The sequence below is a fragment of the Streptomyces venetus genome (assembly GCF_039540295.1).
GTDB classification, from domain to species: domain Bacteria; phylum Actinomycetota; class Actinomycetes; order Streptomycetales; family Streptomycetaceae; genus Streptomyces; species Streptomyces venetus.
Genome location: NZ_BAABET010000003.1, coordinates 511,429 through 525,269, shown reverse-complemented (window position 1 = coordinate 525,269; position 13,841 = coordinate 511,429). Strand labels below are relative to the sequence as shown.

Annotated in this window: 13 protein-coding genes and 1 tRNA gene; 6 read left to right on the top strand and 8 right to left on the bottom strand. The window is 69.8% G+C overall.

What is annotated here, in order from left to right:
* Positions 1-13: 13 nt before the first annotated feature.
* From ABEA82_RS12230 to ABEA82_RS12210, 5 genes are all read right to left on the bottom strand, one after another.
* Entirely contained in the window at positions 14-1,492 is a 1,479-nt protein-coding gene (locus ABEA82_RS12230) for a peptidoglycan D,D-transpeptidase FtsI family protein (RefSeq protein ID WP_345661432.1), read from the bottom strand.
* Entirely contained in the window at positions 1,489-2,931 is a 1,443-nt protein-coding gene (locus ABEA82_RS12225; RefSeq protein ID WP_345661431.1) for an FtsW/RodA/SpoVE family cell cycle protein, read from the bottom strand. The genes ABEA82_RS12230 and ABEA82_RS12225 overlap by 4 nt, the downstream gene beginning before the upstream one ends.
* 27 nt (positions 2,932-2,958) lie before the next feature.
* Entirely contained in the window at positions 2,959-4,515 is a 1,557-nt protein-coding gene (locus ABEA82_RS12220) for a Stp1/IreP family PP2C-type Ser/Thr phosphatase (protein ID WP_345661708.1), read from the bottom strand.
* A gap of 132 nt (positions 4,516-4,647) precedes the next feature.
* Positions 4,648-5,157, bottom strand: coding sequence for an FHA domain-containing protein FhaB/FipA (locus ABEA82_RS12215; protein WP_345661430.1), 510 nt, complete (start codon positions 5,155-5,157; stop codon positions 4,648-4,650).
* A 10-nt stretch (positions 5,158-5,167) separates the two neighbouring features.
* Positions 5,168-6,040 carry an FHA domain-containing protein gene (locus ABEA82_RS12210; protein ID WP_345661429.1) on the bottom strand — a complete coding sequence of 291 codons (873 nt, stop codon included), beginning with the start codon at positions 6,038-6,040 and terminating at the stop codon, positions 5,168-5,170.
* Positions 6,041-6,518: 478 nt separating this feature from the next.
* Here ABEA82_RS12210 and ABEA82_RS12205 point away from each other — a divergent pair.
* From ABEA82_RS12205 to ABEA82_RS12195, 3 genes are all read left to right on the top strand, one after another.
* Positions 6,519-6,602 (top strand) — tRNA-Leu (locus ABEA82_RS12205).
* Positions 6,603-7,365: 763 nt separating this feature from the next.
* The gene (locus tag ABEA82_RS12200) at positions 7,366-8,016 is read left to right on the top strand and encodes a hypothetical protein (protein ID WP_345661428.1); all 651 of its coding nucleotides are present in this window, start codon (positions 7,366-7,368) and stop codon (positions 8,014-8,016) included.
* Between the two features lie 56 nt (positions 8,017-8,072).
* Positions 8,073-8,792 carry a DUF1775 domain-containing protein gene (locus tag ABEA82_RS12195; RefSeq protein WP_345661427.1) on the top strand — a complete coding sequence of 240 codons (720 nt, stop codon included), beginning with the start codon at positions 8,073-8,075 and terminating at the stop codon, positions 8,790-8,792.
* A gap of 70 nt (positions 8,793-8,862) precedes the next feature.
* On the opposite strand, the gene ABEA82_RS12190 is transcribed toward ABEA82_RS12195, so the two are convergent.
* Both ABEA82_RS12190 and ABEA82_RS12185 read right to left on the bottom strand, forming a co-directional pair.
* A complete protein-coding gene (locus ABEA82_RS12190) occupies positions 8,863-9,831 on the bottom strand; it encodes a M56 family metallopeptidase (protein WP_345661426.1) in 969 nt (322 codons plus the stop codon).
* An 11-nt stretch (positions 9,832-9,842) separates the two neighbouring features.
* Complete coding sequence (locus ABEA82_RS12185) at positions 9,843-10,247, bottom strand: BlaI/MecI/CopY family transcriptional regulator (protein WP_425588510.1); 405 nt, start codon at positions 10,245-10,247, stop codon at positions 9,843-9,845.
* A gap of 144 nt (positions 10,248-10,391) precedes the next feature.
* Between ABEA82_RS12185 and ABEA82_RS12180 the strand changes: the two genes are divergently transcribed.
* Positions 10,392-11,183: a GNAT family N-acetyltransferase gene (locus ABEA82_RS12180; protein WP_345661425.1), complete on the top strand. Its 792-nt coding sequence runs from the start codon at positions 10,392-10,394 to the stop codon at positions 11,181-11,183.
* On the top strand, positions 11,180-11,932 hold the full coding sequence (locus ABEA82_RS12175) for a M15 family metallopeptidase (protein ID WP_345661424.1): 753 nt from the start codon (positions 11,180-11,182) through the stop codon (positions 11,930-11,932). The genes ABEA82_RS12180 and ABEA82_RS12175 overlap by 4 nt, the downstream gene beginning before the upstream one ends.
* A gap of 19 nt (positions 11,933-11,951) precedes the next feature.
* Here ABEA82_RS12175 and ABEA82_RS12170 read toward each other — a convergent pair whose 3' ends face one another.
* A complete protein-coding gene (locus tag ABEA82_RS12170) occupies positions 11,952-12,311 on the bottom strand; it encodes an ArsR/SmtB family transcription factor (protein ID WP_345661423.1) in 360 nt (119 codons plus the stop codon).
* A 138-nt stretch (positions 12,312-12,449) separates the two neighbouring features.
* Between ABEA82_RS12170 and ABEA82_RS12165 the strand changes: the two genes are divergently transcribed.
* Positions 12,450-13,790 carry an MFS transporter gene (locus ABEA82_RS12165; RefSeq protein WP_345661422.1) on the top strand — a complete coding sequence of 447 codons (1,341 nt, stop codon included), beginning with the start codon at positions 12,450-12,452 and terminating at the stop codon, positions 13,788-13,790.
* Positions 13,791-13,841 lie beyond the last annotated feature (51 nt).

The following is a 13,841-nucleotide window of genomic DNA, read 5'->3' as shown; positions in this document are numbered from 1 at the left end:
GACGTGAGCGGGGTCACTTCTTGCTGTTGATGACCGCCTCCATCACGTTCCTCGCGATCGGTGCCGCGAGGCCACCGCCGGAGATGTCGTCACGGACGGCCTTGTCGTCCTCGATCACGACCGCCACCGCCACCGGGGAGCTGCCGTCCTCGCCCTTTGCGTAGGAGATGAACCACGCGTAGGGGTTCTCGCTGTTGTTCTCACCGTGCTGGGCGGTACCGGTCTTGCCGCCCACGGTGACGCCCTGGATCTTGGCGTTGGTGCCGGTGCCCTTCTCGACGACCGTCTCCATCATCGACTGCAGGATCTGGGCGTTGTCCGAGGACAGCGGCTGGCTGAGCTCTTCCGGCTCGGTCTTCTCGATGGTGTCGACGCTGCGGGCCTGGAGTTCGTCGACCATGTACGGCTTCATCAGCTTGCCGTCGTTGGCGATGGCGGAGGACACCATGGCCATCTGCAGCGGCGTCGCGGCGGTGTTGAACTGGCCGATCGACGACAGCGCGGTCTCCGACGGGTTCATGTCCTCACCGAAGACCGAGGCGTTGGCGCGGACCGGGGTGAACTGCTCCTCGGTGAAGCCGAACTTCTTGGCCATGGCCAGCATCTTCTCGTTGCCGAGGTCGGAGCCGATCTTGCCGAACACGGTGTTGCAGGAGTACTGGAGCGCCGTCCGCAGGGTCGCGTTCTTGCAGGGGATGTTCCCCTCGTTCTTCAGCTGGGTCGTGGTGCCCGGCATGGTCCACGGCAGCGGCGTCCTGGTGTTCTGGTCCGCGTCCGTGTACAGCCCGTCCTCCAGGGCCGCGGCCGCGGTGACCACCTTGAAGGTGGAGCCAGGCGGGTACGTCTCGCGCAGCGCCCGGTTGAGCGTCGGGTCGTCGGGGTTGTTCTTCTTCAGCAGCTTCTGCCAGGCCTTGGTGTCCGTCGTCGTGGAGTTCCCGGCGAAGGACGACGGGTCGTACGACGGGTAGGAGGCCAGGGCGAGGATCTTGCCGGTGGACGGCTCGATGGCGGCGACGGCGCCCTTGGCGCCCTGCTTCTTCAGACCGTCGTACGCGGCCTTCTGGGCGGCGCCGTTCAGGGTCGTGACGACGTTGCCGCCCTCCTGCTTCTTCCCCGTGAGCATGTCGAGGGTGTTGCGGAAGAAGAGCCGGTCGTCGTTGCCGGTGAGGATGCCGTCCTCGAGGTTCTCCAGCTGCGTGGCACCGAAGGCCTGCGAGGCGTAGCCGGTGACCGGCGCCCACATCGCGCCGTCCTTGTAGGTGCGCTTCCACTTGAAGTCGCTGCCCGACGTCTCCTTGGAGCCGGTGATCGGCTTGCCGTCGACGATGATGTCGCCCCGCGGCGAGGCGTACCGCTCGATGATGACGCGGCGGTTGTTCTTGTCGGTGCGGAGTTCGTCCGCCTGGACGTACTGGATCCAGTTGTCGCGGATGAGGAGCGTGAGGACCAGCAGACCGCAGAAGATCGCGATCCGGCGCAGGGGCTTGTTCATGACGGGCGGACCACCTGGGTCATCTCGGCATCGGGATTGCCGGCGGGAGCGGGTGCCGGCCGGCGGGCGGTGTCGCTGATCCTGAGGAGGATGCCGATCAGTGCCCAGTTGGCGATCACGGAGGAACCTCCGTACGCGAGGAACGGCATCGTCATACCGGTCAGCGGGATGAGGCTCATCACACCGCCGGCCACGACGAACACCTGGAGCGCGAAGGCGCCGGACAGGCCGACGGCGAGCAGCTTGCCGAACGGGTCGCGGGCGGCGAGGGCGGTGCGCACGCCGCGCTCCACGATCAATGCGTAGAGCAGCAGGATCGCCATGATGCCGGCGAGGCCCAGCTCCTCGCCGAAGGTGGCGAGGATGAAGTCGGAGTTGGCGGCGAAGCCGATGAGGTCGGAGTTGCCCTGGCCGAGGCCGGTGCCGAGGGTGCCGCCGGAGCCGAAGGCCCACAGGGCCTGCATGGACTGCTCGGTGTGGCCCAGGACGCCCTCACGGCTGAGCTTGAACTCGTTCATCGGGTCGAGCCAGGCCTGGACGCGCTGCTGCACGTGCGGTTCGAAGGAGGCGACGGTGACGGCACCGGCCGCGGACATCAGCAGACCGAACACGATCCAGCTGGTCCGCTCGGTGGCCACGTACAGCATGATCACGAACATGCCGAAGAACAGCAGCGAGGTACCGAGGTCGGTCTCGAAGACGAGGATGAGGATGGAGATCGCCCAGACGACGATGATCGGTCCGAGGTCGCGGCCACGCGGCAGGTACAGGCCCATGAAGCGGCGACTGGCCAGGGCCAGTGCGTCACGCTTCACCATGAGGTAGCCCGCGAAGAACACCGCGAGGACGATCTTGGCGAACTCACCGGGCTGGATGGTTCCGAGACCCGGGATCTGGATCCAGATGCGCGCACCGAAGACGTTCTTGCCGAGGCCCGGGACCAGCGGAAGGACCAGCAGCAACAGGGCGCCGGCCATGGAGATGTAGGTGTAGCGCTGCAGGACGCGGTGGTCCTTGAGGAAGATGATCACCGCTACGAAGAGGGCGACACCGAGCGCGGAGTACATCAGCTGGCGGGGGGCCGCCTCGACGAACGTGTTGGACGCCTGTAGCCGCTTCGACTGGTCCAGGCGCCAGATGACGACGAGACCGATGCCGTTGAGCAGGGTGGCCAGCGGCAGCATCAGCGGATCCGCGTACGGCGCGAACTTCCGTACGACGAGATGGCCGACGCCCGCGAGCAGGCCGAGGCCGAGCCCGTAGCTCAGCAGGCCCGGAGGCACCGAGTCGTTGATGGCCAAGCCGACGTTGGCATAGGCGAACACCGGAATGACAACGGCGAACACCAGCAGCGCCAGCTCGGTGTTGCGGCGGCTCGGCGCACCGATCGCGCCGATCGTGGACGTGTGGTGCGTCGGCGAGTTCGTAGTACTGCTCATCGTGTGACGGGGCCTCTCACGGCTTGCCTACTGCTTACCGCACAGCGAGACGACCTTCTGCTCTTCCTCCGAGAGGCTGGGGCCGGGGCTGGGAGTGGGTGCGGTCGTGGTCGGGGGCGTGGACTTCTCAGGCGTCGACGGTGAGCCCGACGGGTTCGACGGGTTCGGTGTCGGTGTGGCCTTGGACGTGAAGGAGGCGGGAGTGGTTCCCGTGGTGCCCCCGGCCTCGCCTTGGCCGGTCTTGGAGTTGTTCCGGCTCTCGGCCTCGCGTCGCTGCGCCTGCTTCTTGCACGCGGAGGCCTGCAAGGACAGCTCCTCGATCTTCGCCTGGGCGTTCTTCAGCCCGCCCTCGGCGATGGTCGCCTCGACCAGCTTCTGCTGGTAGGGCGGCAGGTACTTGAGTTCGATCTCGGGGTGGTCCTTCTCGACCTTCGAGAGGGAGACCCAGGCCAGGTCCTGGCTGATGCCCCGGTACAGCGCGACGTGCTCGTCCTCGGCGCCGACGTAGTACTGCGTCTGCGTCCAGCGCCAGCCGCCGTACAGACCGCCGCCGACGACGGCCAGTGCCAGGGCGCCGTAGAACGATCTCTTCAGCCACCTGCCGCGCTTCTTCGGCTTCACGAAGTCGTCGTCGCCGTAGTCGAAGCCGGCCGCCGGGACGAAGCCGGTGGTGTCGCCGGAGCCGGGCGGGCCGAACTCGCCGCCTCCGCCGCCGTGGCCGTGGCCCTGGCGGCCGAGGCCGGAGGCGCGGCCGGCGGGGGTCTGCATGATGCCGTTGTCGTGCAGCTGGTGCTGGTTCTCGGCGACGGCGCCGACCACGACCGGGGTGTCGGACAGCTGGCCCGCGAGGGTGTCGCCGGTGTCCAGGTCGAGGACGTCGGCGACGATGACGGTGATGTTGTCCGGGCCGCCGCCGCGCAGCGCCAGCTCGATCAGGTTCTGGACGGTCTCCTGGGGGCCCTGGTAGCTGGCGAGGGTGTCCTCGAGGGTCTGGTGGGACACCACGCCGGACAGGCCGTCGGAGCAGATCAGGTAGCGGTCGCCGGCGCGGACCTCGCGGATGGACAGGTCCGGTTCGACGTGGTCGCCCGAGCCGAGCGCCCGCATCAGCAGCGAGCGCTGCGGGTGGGTCGTGGCCTCTTCCTCGGTGATGCGGCCCTCGTCGACCAGGCGCTGCACCCAGGTGTGGTCCTGGGTGATCTGCGTCAGCACGCCGTCCCGCAGGAGGTAGGCGCGGGAGTCGCCGACGTGGACCAGGCCGAGGCGCTGGCCGGTCCACAGCAGTGCGGTCAGGGTGGTGCCCATGCCCTCCAGCTGCGGGTCCTCCTCGACCATGGAGCGCAGCTGGTCGTTGGCGCGCTGGACAGCGGTGCCGAGGGAGGTGAGGACGTCGGAGCCGGGGACGTCGTCGTCGAGCGCGACGATGGTGGAGATGGCCTCGGAGGAGGCGACCTCACCGGCCGCGGCGCCTCCCATGCCGTCGGCGATGGCGAGCAGGCGCGGGCCGGCGTAACCGGAGTCCTCGTTGCCCTCCCGGATCATGCCCTTGTGCGATCCGGCGGCGAAGCGCAGGGACAGACTCATGCGCACCTCGCCTGTCGGCTCCGGGTACAGCCGGTCGTGTCGAGCCACACTGCCCACCCTCCGGTCGGGAGCGCGCCGGGGCCCGGGGTGGTGCCCGCCACTGCGTGCTCGCTCCGCTCGCTCATTTTCGTACTACTTCCGCAGCTCGATGACGGTCTTGCCGATGCGGATCGGCGCGCCCAGCGCAATCGGTGTGGGAGTCGTCAGCCGGTTCCGGTCCAGGTACGTGCCGTTGGTGGAGCCGAGGTCCTCGACGATCCACTGACCGTCACGGTCCGGGTAGATCCTGGCATGGCGGCTGGAGGCGTAGTCGTCGTCCAGCACGATCGTCGAGTCGTGAGCCCGGCCCAGGGTGATGGTCTGGCCCTGGAGCGCGACCGTGGTGCCGGTGAGTGTGCCTTCGGTCACGACCAGCTTGGTGGGGGCGTTACGGCCGCGTCTGCCGCCGGCGGACTGCTGGCGCTGTTGCGGCGGCGCCTGGCGGGCGGCCTGCTGCTGCCGGCCGGCCTCGCGGCGCGATCCGCGCTGCGTGACACGCGTACCGAACAGGTCGCTTCGGATGACCTGCACGGCCACGATCACGAACAGCCACAGTACGGCCAGGAAACCCAGCCGCATGACCGTGAGGGTCAGCTCTGACATTGCCCCCGCTTCACCCTTCGGCTTGCCGGTAAATGATGGTGGTGCTGCCCACGACGATCCGCGAGCCGTCGCGGAGCGTAGCGCGGGTGGTGTGCTGCCCGTCCACCACGATGCCGTTGGTGGATCCGAGATCCTGGATCGTCGAGGGCGTTCCGGTCCGGATCTCGCAGTGCCGGCGGGAGACGCCGGGGTCGTCGATCCGCACGTCGGCGTCGGTGCTGCGGCCCAGCACCAGCGTCGCGCGGGAGATCTGATGGCGGGTGCCATTGATCTCGATCCAGTGGCGGGTACGTCCGCCGGAGGCTGTCGGGGCGGCCGCGGGCCGCTGGCCGCCCGCGGGCTGCGGGTAGCCGTAACCGCCGGGACGGCCGCCGGGCGGCGGCGCGGACGGCATGGGCGGGGCGCCGGCGGGCGCGGCGGACGGCGGGTAGCCGTAGCCGCCGGGGCGTCCGCCCTGCGGGGCGGCGGGTGCGGCGCCGCCGCCTCCCGGGCCGCCCTGCTGGCTGCTGGAGGAGGCGAGCGTACGGCTGCGCACCCGGTACAGGCCGGTGTCGAGGTCCTCCGCCTTCTCCAGGTGCACCTTGATCGGGCCCATGAAGGTGTAGCGCTGCTGCTTGGCGTAGTCGCGCACCATGCCGGCGAGCTCGTCGCCGAGCTGGCCGGAGTAGGGGCTGAGCCGCTCGAAGTCCGGTGTGCTCAGCTCGACGATGAAGTCGTTGGGCACGACCGTGCGGTCACGGTTCCAGATGGTGGCGTTGTTGTCGCACTCACGCTGGAGTGCTCCCGCGATCTCCACGGGCTGGACCTCGGACTTGAACACCTTGGCGAAGGTGCCGTTGACCAGACCTTCGAGACGCTGCTCGAACTTCTTCAGGACTCCCATGGGGCACCTCCTCCGTCGCTGCCGTCCTGTGTACTGCCCTGCGGGCCGCTTGCCTGTGCTTGGTACTGCTTACTGATCGTATCCACGCGCCGCTCGATCGGCTGGTTCCCCCTGTCAGGCCGGTCGACGGGTGTCGACGCATGACGAAGTTCCCTGTGGGGCTCTCCTTCGAACTCCTCCGGTGTCACTGCTGCGCGGAACCGCTTCGTGTACTCCTCGCAAGGATCGTAGAGGCGGCTGTGGACCAGTGTCCCGCACCCGACTGTGGACCCGGACCGCCTCCTGGGCAGAGAGGCGGTACCGGTACGAGGTTGATACGTGAAGCAGTACGCGTTGATACGTGGGCAGGACACCGAAGGTTCGGCGGGGCTCCTGCCTGCGGAAGAAGGGATGTGAACCCACCCCGTCCAGCGTGCTAATGTTCTGGGTGTCGGAAGGCGCCAGCCCCCAAGGGGCCAACGCCCAGGACACACCCAATGCGCGGGTGGCGGAATAGGCAGACGCGCTGGATTCAGGTTCCAGTGCCCGCAAGGGCGTGGGGGTTCAACTCCCCCCTCGCGCACAGTGAGAAACCGACGAAACGGGTCTCTGCAGGTGACGGAAGTCACCGCAGGGGCCCGTTTCTCGTTTCCATGATCGCTGTGAAGCATGACACAGCCTGGTCCGATCACACGGGAGGCCCCGACACGTGAGCTAACTCACGAGTGGGGCCTGCTCCTCGCGCTGCTGCCAGAGCCGGGGTCGGATCGATCTATGCCGCTGGCGCCAGGTGGCCGGTCGGGGTCCAGCTCCTCGCTTCGTTCCGGGTCGATGAGCGGCAGGTGGATACCGGAACGCTGTCCTGCGCGCCGCCCACGGAGAGCGGTTCTTCACCGACGCGCCCCTGGCCGTCTTCCCCGTCAGCCGGCAGGACACCGGCTCCGGCGTCTTCGCCCTCGCCACTGCCGCCCTCGCCCTCGGCTTTGGCCCGCTCCGCCACGAATCCGCCCGCCACACGGTCGCCTACGCTCTGCTCGTCGGCCTGGTGGCCCTGGCTGTCGACGTCTACCTGTACTGAGGCGCCGAGAGGCGGTGAGGCGGCCAAGGCGCAGCGCTGTTCTTGTTCCCGCCAGTTCGCCCGACGACCACTCAAGACGGTCACAGCAGGGGCGAGGCGGCTGGCGAGTAGGGCCGGGAGGGTGGCCGCCGCGGCGGTCAGGTGCCGGTGAGAAGCCGCGGTACGGCCCTGCTGCCGGCATCAGGCGATCAAGAGCTTTCCGGACGAGCCGCCTCTTAAGGGATCCAGCACCCGCTCCGACCGGAGGATGCCGGATGATGGGCGGGCCATGACCAAGCTCCGTACGACGACGCGCCCCGCGCCGCTGCCCGTTCTGCGAGCGGCGGTGTTCGCGCTCGTCGGGACGGTGCTCGGGGTGAGCGCGCACCACTTGGTTGCAGAAGGGCCGGTGCCGTGGCGGCAGTCGGTGCTGGGGGCCGCGGTGCTCTTCGGGGCCGGCCTTGCGGGTGCGCGACGTCCCCGCCCGCTCGTCGCTGTCGTGACGGCCTGCGGCGCGGCACAGACAGCCCTGCACCTGTGGCTCATGGCGGAGCATCCGGACGCTACGTCGTCCATGGCCATGTCCGGGCACACGCATCACGCCGTGGACACCCACACAGCCTGGCACGACCAAGTGCACGATTCGCTGGCGATGACCGCGGTGCACGCAATAGCGGCCGTACTGGTCGCCGTGCTCCTGCACCGGGCGGACACCGCCTTCTGGTCTCTGACACGCGGTGTGACGAGTGCCGTCGAGGGGGCGTGCGCACGTATCGCCACGGCGGGGAGGCTGTTCACGGAGCGAACAGCACCGGCGCACACCACGCCGCCGGTGCTCGTCCACCCCTGGTTGGAACGCCCGCCCCTGAAGGGGACGGTGCTCGCAGACGTGGTGGTACGGCGGGGCCCTCCCCGGGCGGGGCTCACTCGCGCCATCTGATCTTGCCGGGACAGCCCTCGCGCCGTCCCGCGCCACCACCCTGCCTGGAGACACCCATGTCCCACACCAAGATCAAGCACAGTGCGCTCCGCCGTCTGACCCTTGTCACCGCGGCGACCGCGACCGCGCTCCTTGTCACCGCCGGCCCGGCCTCCGCCCACGTCGAAGTGGAGTCCGACAAGGCCCAGGCCCTCGCCGAGAACGTCGAGATCTCCTTCGAGGCCGAGTCGGAGTCCGACACCGCCGGCATCACCAAACTGCGCGTGGTGCTGCCGGAGGGCATCGCGCCCGCCGACGTGACCTACGGGGAAGGCCCCAAGGGCTGGAAGTTCACCTCCGCCGACGACGGCTACACCATCGAAGGACCGGCGGTGAAGAAGGGCGTCAACGCCGAGTACTCCATCGTCGTCAAGCAACTGCCGGACGCGAAGGAGCTGCCGTTCAAGACGCTCCAGACCTACGAGGACGGTCGCATCGACCGCTGGATCGAGTTGGACGAGAACAGCGACAACCCGGCGCCGTTCCTGAAGCTGAAGGCGGCCGCACCCGGCGCGAAGCCGATCAGCCCGTCGCCGAGTAGGACCGAGACGGCGCCCTCACCGGCGCCCACCCCCGAGGCGGCCGAGTCCCCGGCCTCCTCGTCCGCACGGGCCGAGAAGAAGGACGACGACAGCGGGCTGTCGGCCGGTGCCTGGGCAGGCATCGCTCTCGCGGTGGTCGTCGTGGCCGGCGGCGCTGTGTATCTCGTACGCCGTCGGGCCGCCGCGTCCGAGTAGTTCTTGATCTGACGGCCCGGCCGACCCTCAGCAGGGAGGCCGGGCCGTCCCGTTGCCGGTGCCGGTCGGCTCACCCACCTATGTGTGCCGTGCCGAACAGCAGTACCGCCGGTGCCAGGGCGAGCGCCGCCGGCAACAGGAACGAAGCGACGGCAGCGGCCGAGACGAGAGCACCGGCGAGTGGGCTCGGTGACACCGCCGATGGCGCGATCAGACGGCGGATGCGCTCGGCAGGGTCCGGCCCCGTCATCGCCGCCGCCGATCCACCGACCACCCCGGACGGCGCCGCCTCGCACATCCCCAGCAGCGCCGAGGCCACGGTGCGCCGACCGTGCCGCCGTGCCGCCTGGTCGTCGGCTGCCATCTCCGCGAGGCGGCGCACCTGATCCGCGTACGGCCGCAGCAGGCCCGTCCAGGTGAGGGCCGCGGTCAGGATGTCCGCGACGAGCATGGACCGGTGGTGACGCAGCCGCAGGTGGGCCCGTTCGTGCTCGAGGGTGGCGGCGTATTCGGCAGGTGAGAGCAGGTCACGGGCTGCCGTCGTGACGACGATGCGGGAGCGGCCCTGCGCTCCGGGGATGCAGAAGACGGTCGGAGCCGAGTGCGCCAGCACGCGGAGCGAAGGGTCGCCGTCGCGGTCGTGAGAGCCCTGCGCGTCGGCGGTCAGCCGGTAGCGGTCCCGCTCGCGGCTGACCCGCACGAATCTGCGCACCGCGATGGCCGACAGTCCGCCCGCGCCCAGGAGCAGGACCAGCAGCGCCGCGTCCGCCATTCCTCGCGCCTGCCAGGTGCCTCCGTAGGCGGCGTGAATCAACGGCTTGTCCGCGTGGAAGAGCCACACCATGCCGTGTTCCCACAGGTCGTGGGCGGCCAGAACGAGAGCTCCGGTCACCGACGTCAGCATCCCCAGGGCGCAGGCATGCCACAGCCGCAGGGCCGCCTGAGGGTGACGGCTGACCCAGTCGGCCCTGGCCAGTCGCGCGGCCAGCGGCCCACCGATCAGGACCGCGTACACCAGCAGTCCGGCGATGACGAGCATGGCCTGCCGCCTCAGCCGCCGGTGTCCGGGTCCGCCGGCATGTCCGCCAGCGCCTGGCGCAGGGCCGCGGCCTCCGACGCGTCGAGGCGCCCGGCGAAGCGGAGCAGGGCGCTCTCCCGGTCGGTGGACGATTCCAGTGCCTGCTCCATGAGTTCGGCCGAGTAGTCGTCGGCGTTGCGCAGGGGGCTGTAGCGGAAGGAGCGGCCCTGCTTGACCCGCTCCAGCCAGCCCTTGGTGCGCAGGCGCTCGGTCACGGTCATGACCGTGGTGTAGGCCGACTGGCGCCCGTCGCGGTGGAGGGCGTCGACGATCTCATGAATGTTGAGCGGCTCGCGGCCTGCCCACATCACCCGCATGATCTCGGCTTCGAGTTCGCCGAACGGCCTCATCACGCCCGTCTCCGTCTCTCGTCCCACGCCGCCGGTCTCTGCGGCGCCGCTCCGACGGTACAGGGAGCCGCCGGGCGCCGACGCCCTACTTTCTACGCCGCGTAGAAATTTTACTCACGATCGGACTTCTACCCTCTGTAGAACTTCTACGTGCCGTAGTAGTTTGCTTTCGTGGACGTCGATCGAGGCGCATCCGCGCCACTGAGCCCTGCCCTGCCCGCCCTCGACCCCTCCGGTCCCGTCGGCCGCGTCCCTCCATCGCGCACCCCCAGCCGAGGCACCCCCTTCGGCTGCGCACTGCGTCCGATGGGGCCGGAGGACCTGCCGTTCGTGGTCGCCGAGCACCGCGCCCACTTCCCCGACGGCTTCTTCGCCCGGCTCGGGCTGCGCTACCTGACGGCTTACAACCGCACGTACCTGACGAGCCCCCACGCGCGGGCCTACATCGCCGAAGCCGACGGCCGGCCCGTCGGCTTCCTGGTCGGCGTCACCGATCCCGTGGCCCACCGGCAGCACGTGGTCCGCGTCCACGGCCGGGGGCTCGCCCTGCGGGCCTGCGCCTCCCTTTCCGTCCGTCCCGGCCTGGCCCTGCACTTCGTCCGGACCCGCCTCGGCCGCTACGTGCGCAAGCTCATGCCCGGCCGCAACGAGCCGATACAGCCGACCGCCGATGTCCCACCTCGCGCCGGGGTCACCGCCGTCCTGGCTCATGTCGTTGTCCTCGGCCGGGTCCGCTCGTACGGCCTGGGGTCGGCACTGATCGGCCGCTTCATTGAAGACGCTGTCTCGGCCGGGTGCGCCCGGATGAGTCTGGTCACCGCGGCCGGGACCGACGGCGCCGGCGGCTACTACGAGCGCTTCGGCTGGCGGTTCGCGGGTGAGACCCGCACTCCTGAAGGCCGGACCCTTCTCGCGTACGAGTACGACCTCTCCCACGAAGCCCCAAGAGGAACAGCGCAGTGATCCGCACCTCCCGTCCCTGGCCGTTGCTCGTGCTGGCGGCCGCGTTCCTGGCCACGGCCTGCACCGCCGCCGCCGAGACCGGCACCGCCGAGCCCCGGCCTGGGACCGCCGCCCCGGCGCCGCCCCCCGCGCCTTCCGCCGACGCGGCGGTCCGCACGGTCCCCGCCGGGCAGTGGCAGAAGATCAAGGACGCCGGGATGGTGCGCAAGGGCTGCCCGGTGACCTCGCCCGATCAGCTGCGCCGCGTCGAGATCAACCACCACGGCTTCGACGGCAAGGTCCACCGGGGGGTGCTCGTCGTCAACGCGGACACCGCCGACAGCGTCGTGCGCGTCTTCACCGAACTCTTCGATGCGAAGTTCCCCATTCGGCAGATGAAGCCGTTGGAGGAGTACGGCGGAGACAACACCGCGAGCCTGGCTGCCGACAACACCGCCGCCTTCAACTGCCGCCGCGCCAACCAGATCAACGCCCCCACCAAGGAATCCCCGCACGCCAACGGCCGCGCCATCGACATCAACCCGCTGGAAAACCCCTGGCAGGACCTGCGCTGCAAGTGCTGGCAGCCGAGCGCGGAGCACAGCGCACGCACCGAGGGCAAAGGCAAGATCCTCAAAGGCGGCCTGGTCTGGCGCACTTTCGTTAATGAAGGCTGGGTGTGGCAGAACATCGACGTGCCCGACTACATGCACTTCGACACCGGCTACCCGTCCAAGCCGTACACCGGGCCGAGCCCCTCGACGTCGTAGGCCTTGTGCCGGCCGACTGTCAGTCGTGCGGGGCCTGGCCGCTCACCCGGTGGTCGGCGTGGCTCAGCGCTTCCATCACCAGCCGCCGCAGATGCCCGTCGCGCAGGCTGTAGTAGATGTGCCGCCCGTCGCGGCGGGTCTCCACGAGGCCCGCCAGCCGCAGCTTCGCCAGGTGCTGGCTCACCGCCGTCCGGGACGCCTCGCACCGCTCGGCCAGTGAGCCGACGTCCGACTCTCCTTGGGCGATCAGCCACAGCAGGTGCAGCCGGGTCACGTCGGACAGCATCGCGAACACCTCGGTCGCCTCCGCCAGGCGCGCGCTGTCCGGGGGACGCAGATGCGCACCAGGTGCAGTTGGCAGGGACTCGCGAGCAGGCATGCAGACAGCGTAGAGGCCACAGCGGGCAGATGTGGGCGCCAGGGATCTCGGCTTGAAGCCAACATGTGCGCAGGTGCGCACTTATGGGTACTGTGAAGCCGGCCGTGCTCGTCTCCCAACCCGCCGAGGGACCGCCGCATGCTCTGCGTCCTGCGCAACCGCACGTACCGGCACCTGTTCATCGCCCAGGTCATCGCCCTCGTCGGCACCGGCCTGGCCACCGTCGCGCTCGGTCTGCTGGCGTACGACATCGCGGGCGCCGACGCCGGTTCGGTGCTCGGCACCGCGCTCGCGATCAAGATGGTGGCGTACGTGGCGATCGCACCGGTGATCGGTGCGATCGCCGACCGGCTGCCGCGCCGGGCCCTGATGGTCGGCGCGGACCTGGTCCGGGCCGCGGTGGCGCTGATGCTGCCGTTCGTGGACCAGGTGTGGCAGGTCTACGTCCTGATCTTCCTGCTCCAGTCGGCGTCGGCCGCCTTCACGCCGACCTTCCAGGCGGTCATCCCCGACGTGCTGCCGGCCGAACGCGACTACACCCGGGCCCTGTCGCTGTCCCGACTCGCCTACGACCTGGAGAGCCTGTTCAGCCCGGCTCTCGCCGCAGTGCTGCTGTCGCTGGTGACCTACAACTGGCTGTTCCTGGGCACGGTGGCCGGCTTCCTCGCCTCGGCGGCCCTGGTGGTCTCGGCGGTCCTGCCGAAGCCGGTCGCCGCGGCTGTGTCACGCACGGGCGGCGCGTACGCCAAGGCCACTGCCGGGACCCGCCTCTTCTTCGCGAGGCCGGAGCTGCGTGCCCTGCTCGTGCTGAACCTGGCGGTGGCGGCGGCGAGCGCGATGGTCACGGTCAACAGCGTGGTCTACGTCCGCGACCAGTTCGGGCGCGGTGCGGCGGACCTGTCGTTGGCGCTCGGGGCGTTCGGCGGCGGCTCGATGGTGGTGGCCCTGTTGCTTCCCCGGCTGCTGGAGCGGGTGTCCGACCGTTCGGTGATGCTGCGCGGAGTCCAGCTGCTCACCGTCGTGTTCGCCGGGCTCGGTGTGATCACGGCGGCCGGCAGCGGAGGCCGGCGCTGGACCGCGTTGCTGCTCGCCTGGGCCGCCTTCGGCGCCGGGTGCTCGATGGTTCTCACCCCGGCCGGCCGTCTGATCCGCCGCGCTGCTCCTCCCGAGGAGAGGACGGCGGCGTTCGCGGCGCAGTTCTCCCTCTCGCACGGCTGCTGGCTGCTGACGTATCCGCTGGCCGGCTGGCTCGGCGCGGTCACGGGGATGCGATCGGCGGTGGCCGCGCTCGGTTCGATCGCCTTGGTGTCCGCCCTGCTCGCGGCACGGCTGTGGCCGTCGCAGGCACCGGGCCCGGTCGAGCACGAGCACAACGACCTCCACGACGGCCATCCCCATCTGGTGGATGCGGCTCGCGTGCAGGGCGGCTGGCGGCACCGGCACCACCACCTGCCCGACGGGCTGCACGCACACCGGTGAGGAGATGCCGTCGAGCACCGGATCAGCACTCGACGGCTTGCGATTCTCCTG

Excerpts from the sequence above, each read along its gene's own strand:
- ABEA82_RS12230 (WP_345661432.1), bottom strand. The coding sequence starts at position 1,492 with ATGAACAAGCCCCTGCGCCGGATCGCGATCTTCTGCGGTCTGCTGGTC.
- ABEA82_RS12225 (WP_345661431.1), bottom strand. The coding sequence starts at position 2,931 with ATGAGCAGTACTACGAACTCGCCGACGCACCACACGTCCACGATCGGC.
- ABEA82_RS12220 (WP_345661708.1), bottom strand. The coding sequence starts at position 4,515 with ATGAGTCTGTCCCTGCGCTTCGCCGCCGGATCGCACAAGGGCATGATC.
- ABEA82_RS12215 (WP_345661430.1), bottom strand. The coding sequence starts at position 5,157 with ATGTCAGAGCTGACCCTCACGGTCATGCGGCTGGGTTTCCTGGCCGTA.
- ABEA82_RS12210 (WP_345661429.1), bottom strand. The coding sequence starts at position 6,040 with ATGGGAGTCCTGAAGAAGTTCGAGCAGCGTCTCGAAGGTCTGGTCAAC.
- ABEA82_RS12200 (WP_345661428.1), top strand. The coding sequence starts at position 7,366 with ATGACCAAGCTCCGTACGACGACGCGCCCCGCGCCGCTGCCCGTTCTG.
- ABEA82_RS12195 (WP_345661427.1), top strand. The coding sequence starts at position 8,073 with ATGTCCCACACCAAGATCAAGCACAGTGCGCTCCGCCGTCTGACCCTT.
- ABEA82_RS12190 (WP_345661426.1), bottom strand. The coding sequence starts at position 9,831 with ATGCTCGTCATCGCCGGACTGCTGGTGTACGCGGTCCTGATCGGTGGG.
- ABEA82_RS12170 (WP_345661423.1), bottom strand. The coding sequence starts at position 12,311 with ATGCCTGCTCGCGAGTCCCTGCCAACTGCACCTGGTGCGCATCTGCGT.
- ABEA82_RS12165 (WP_345661422.1), top strand. The coding sequence starts at position 12,450 with ATGCTCTGCGTCCTGCGCAACCGCACGTACCGGCACCTGTTCATCGCC.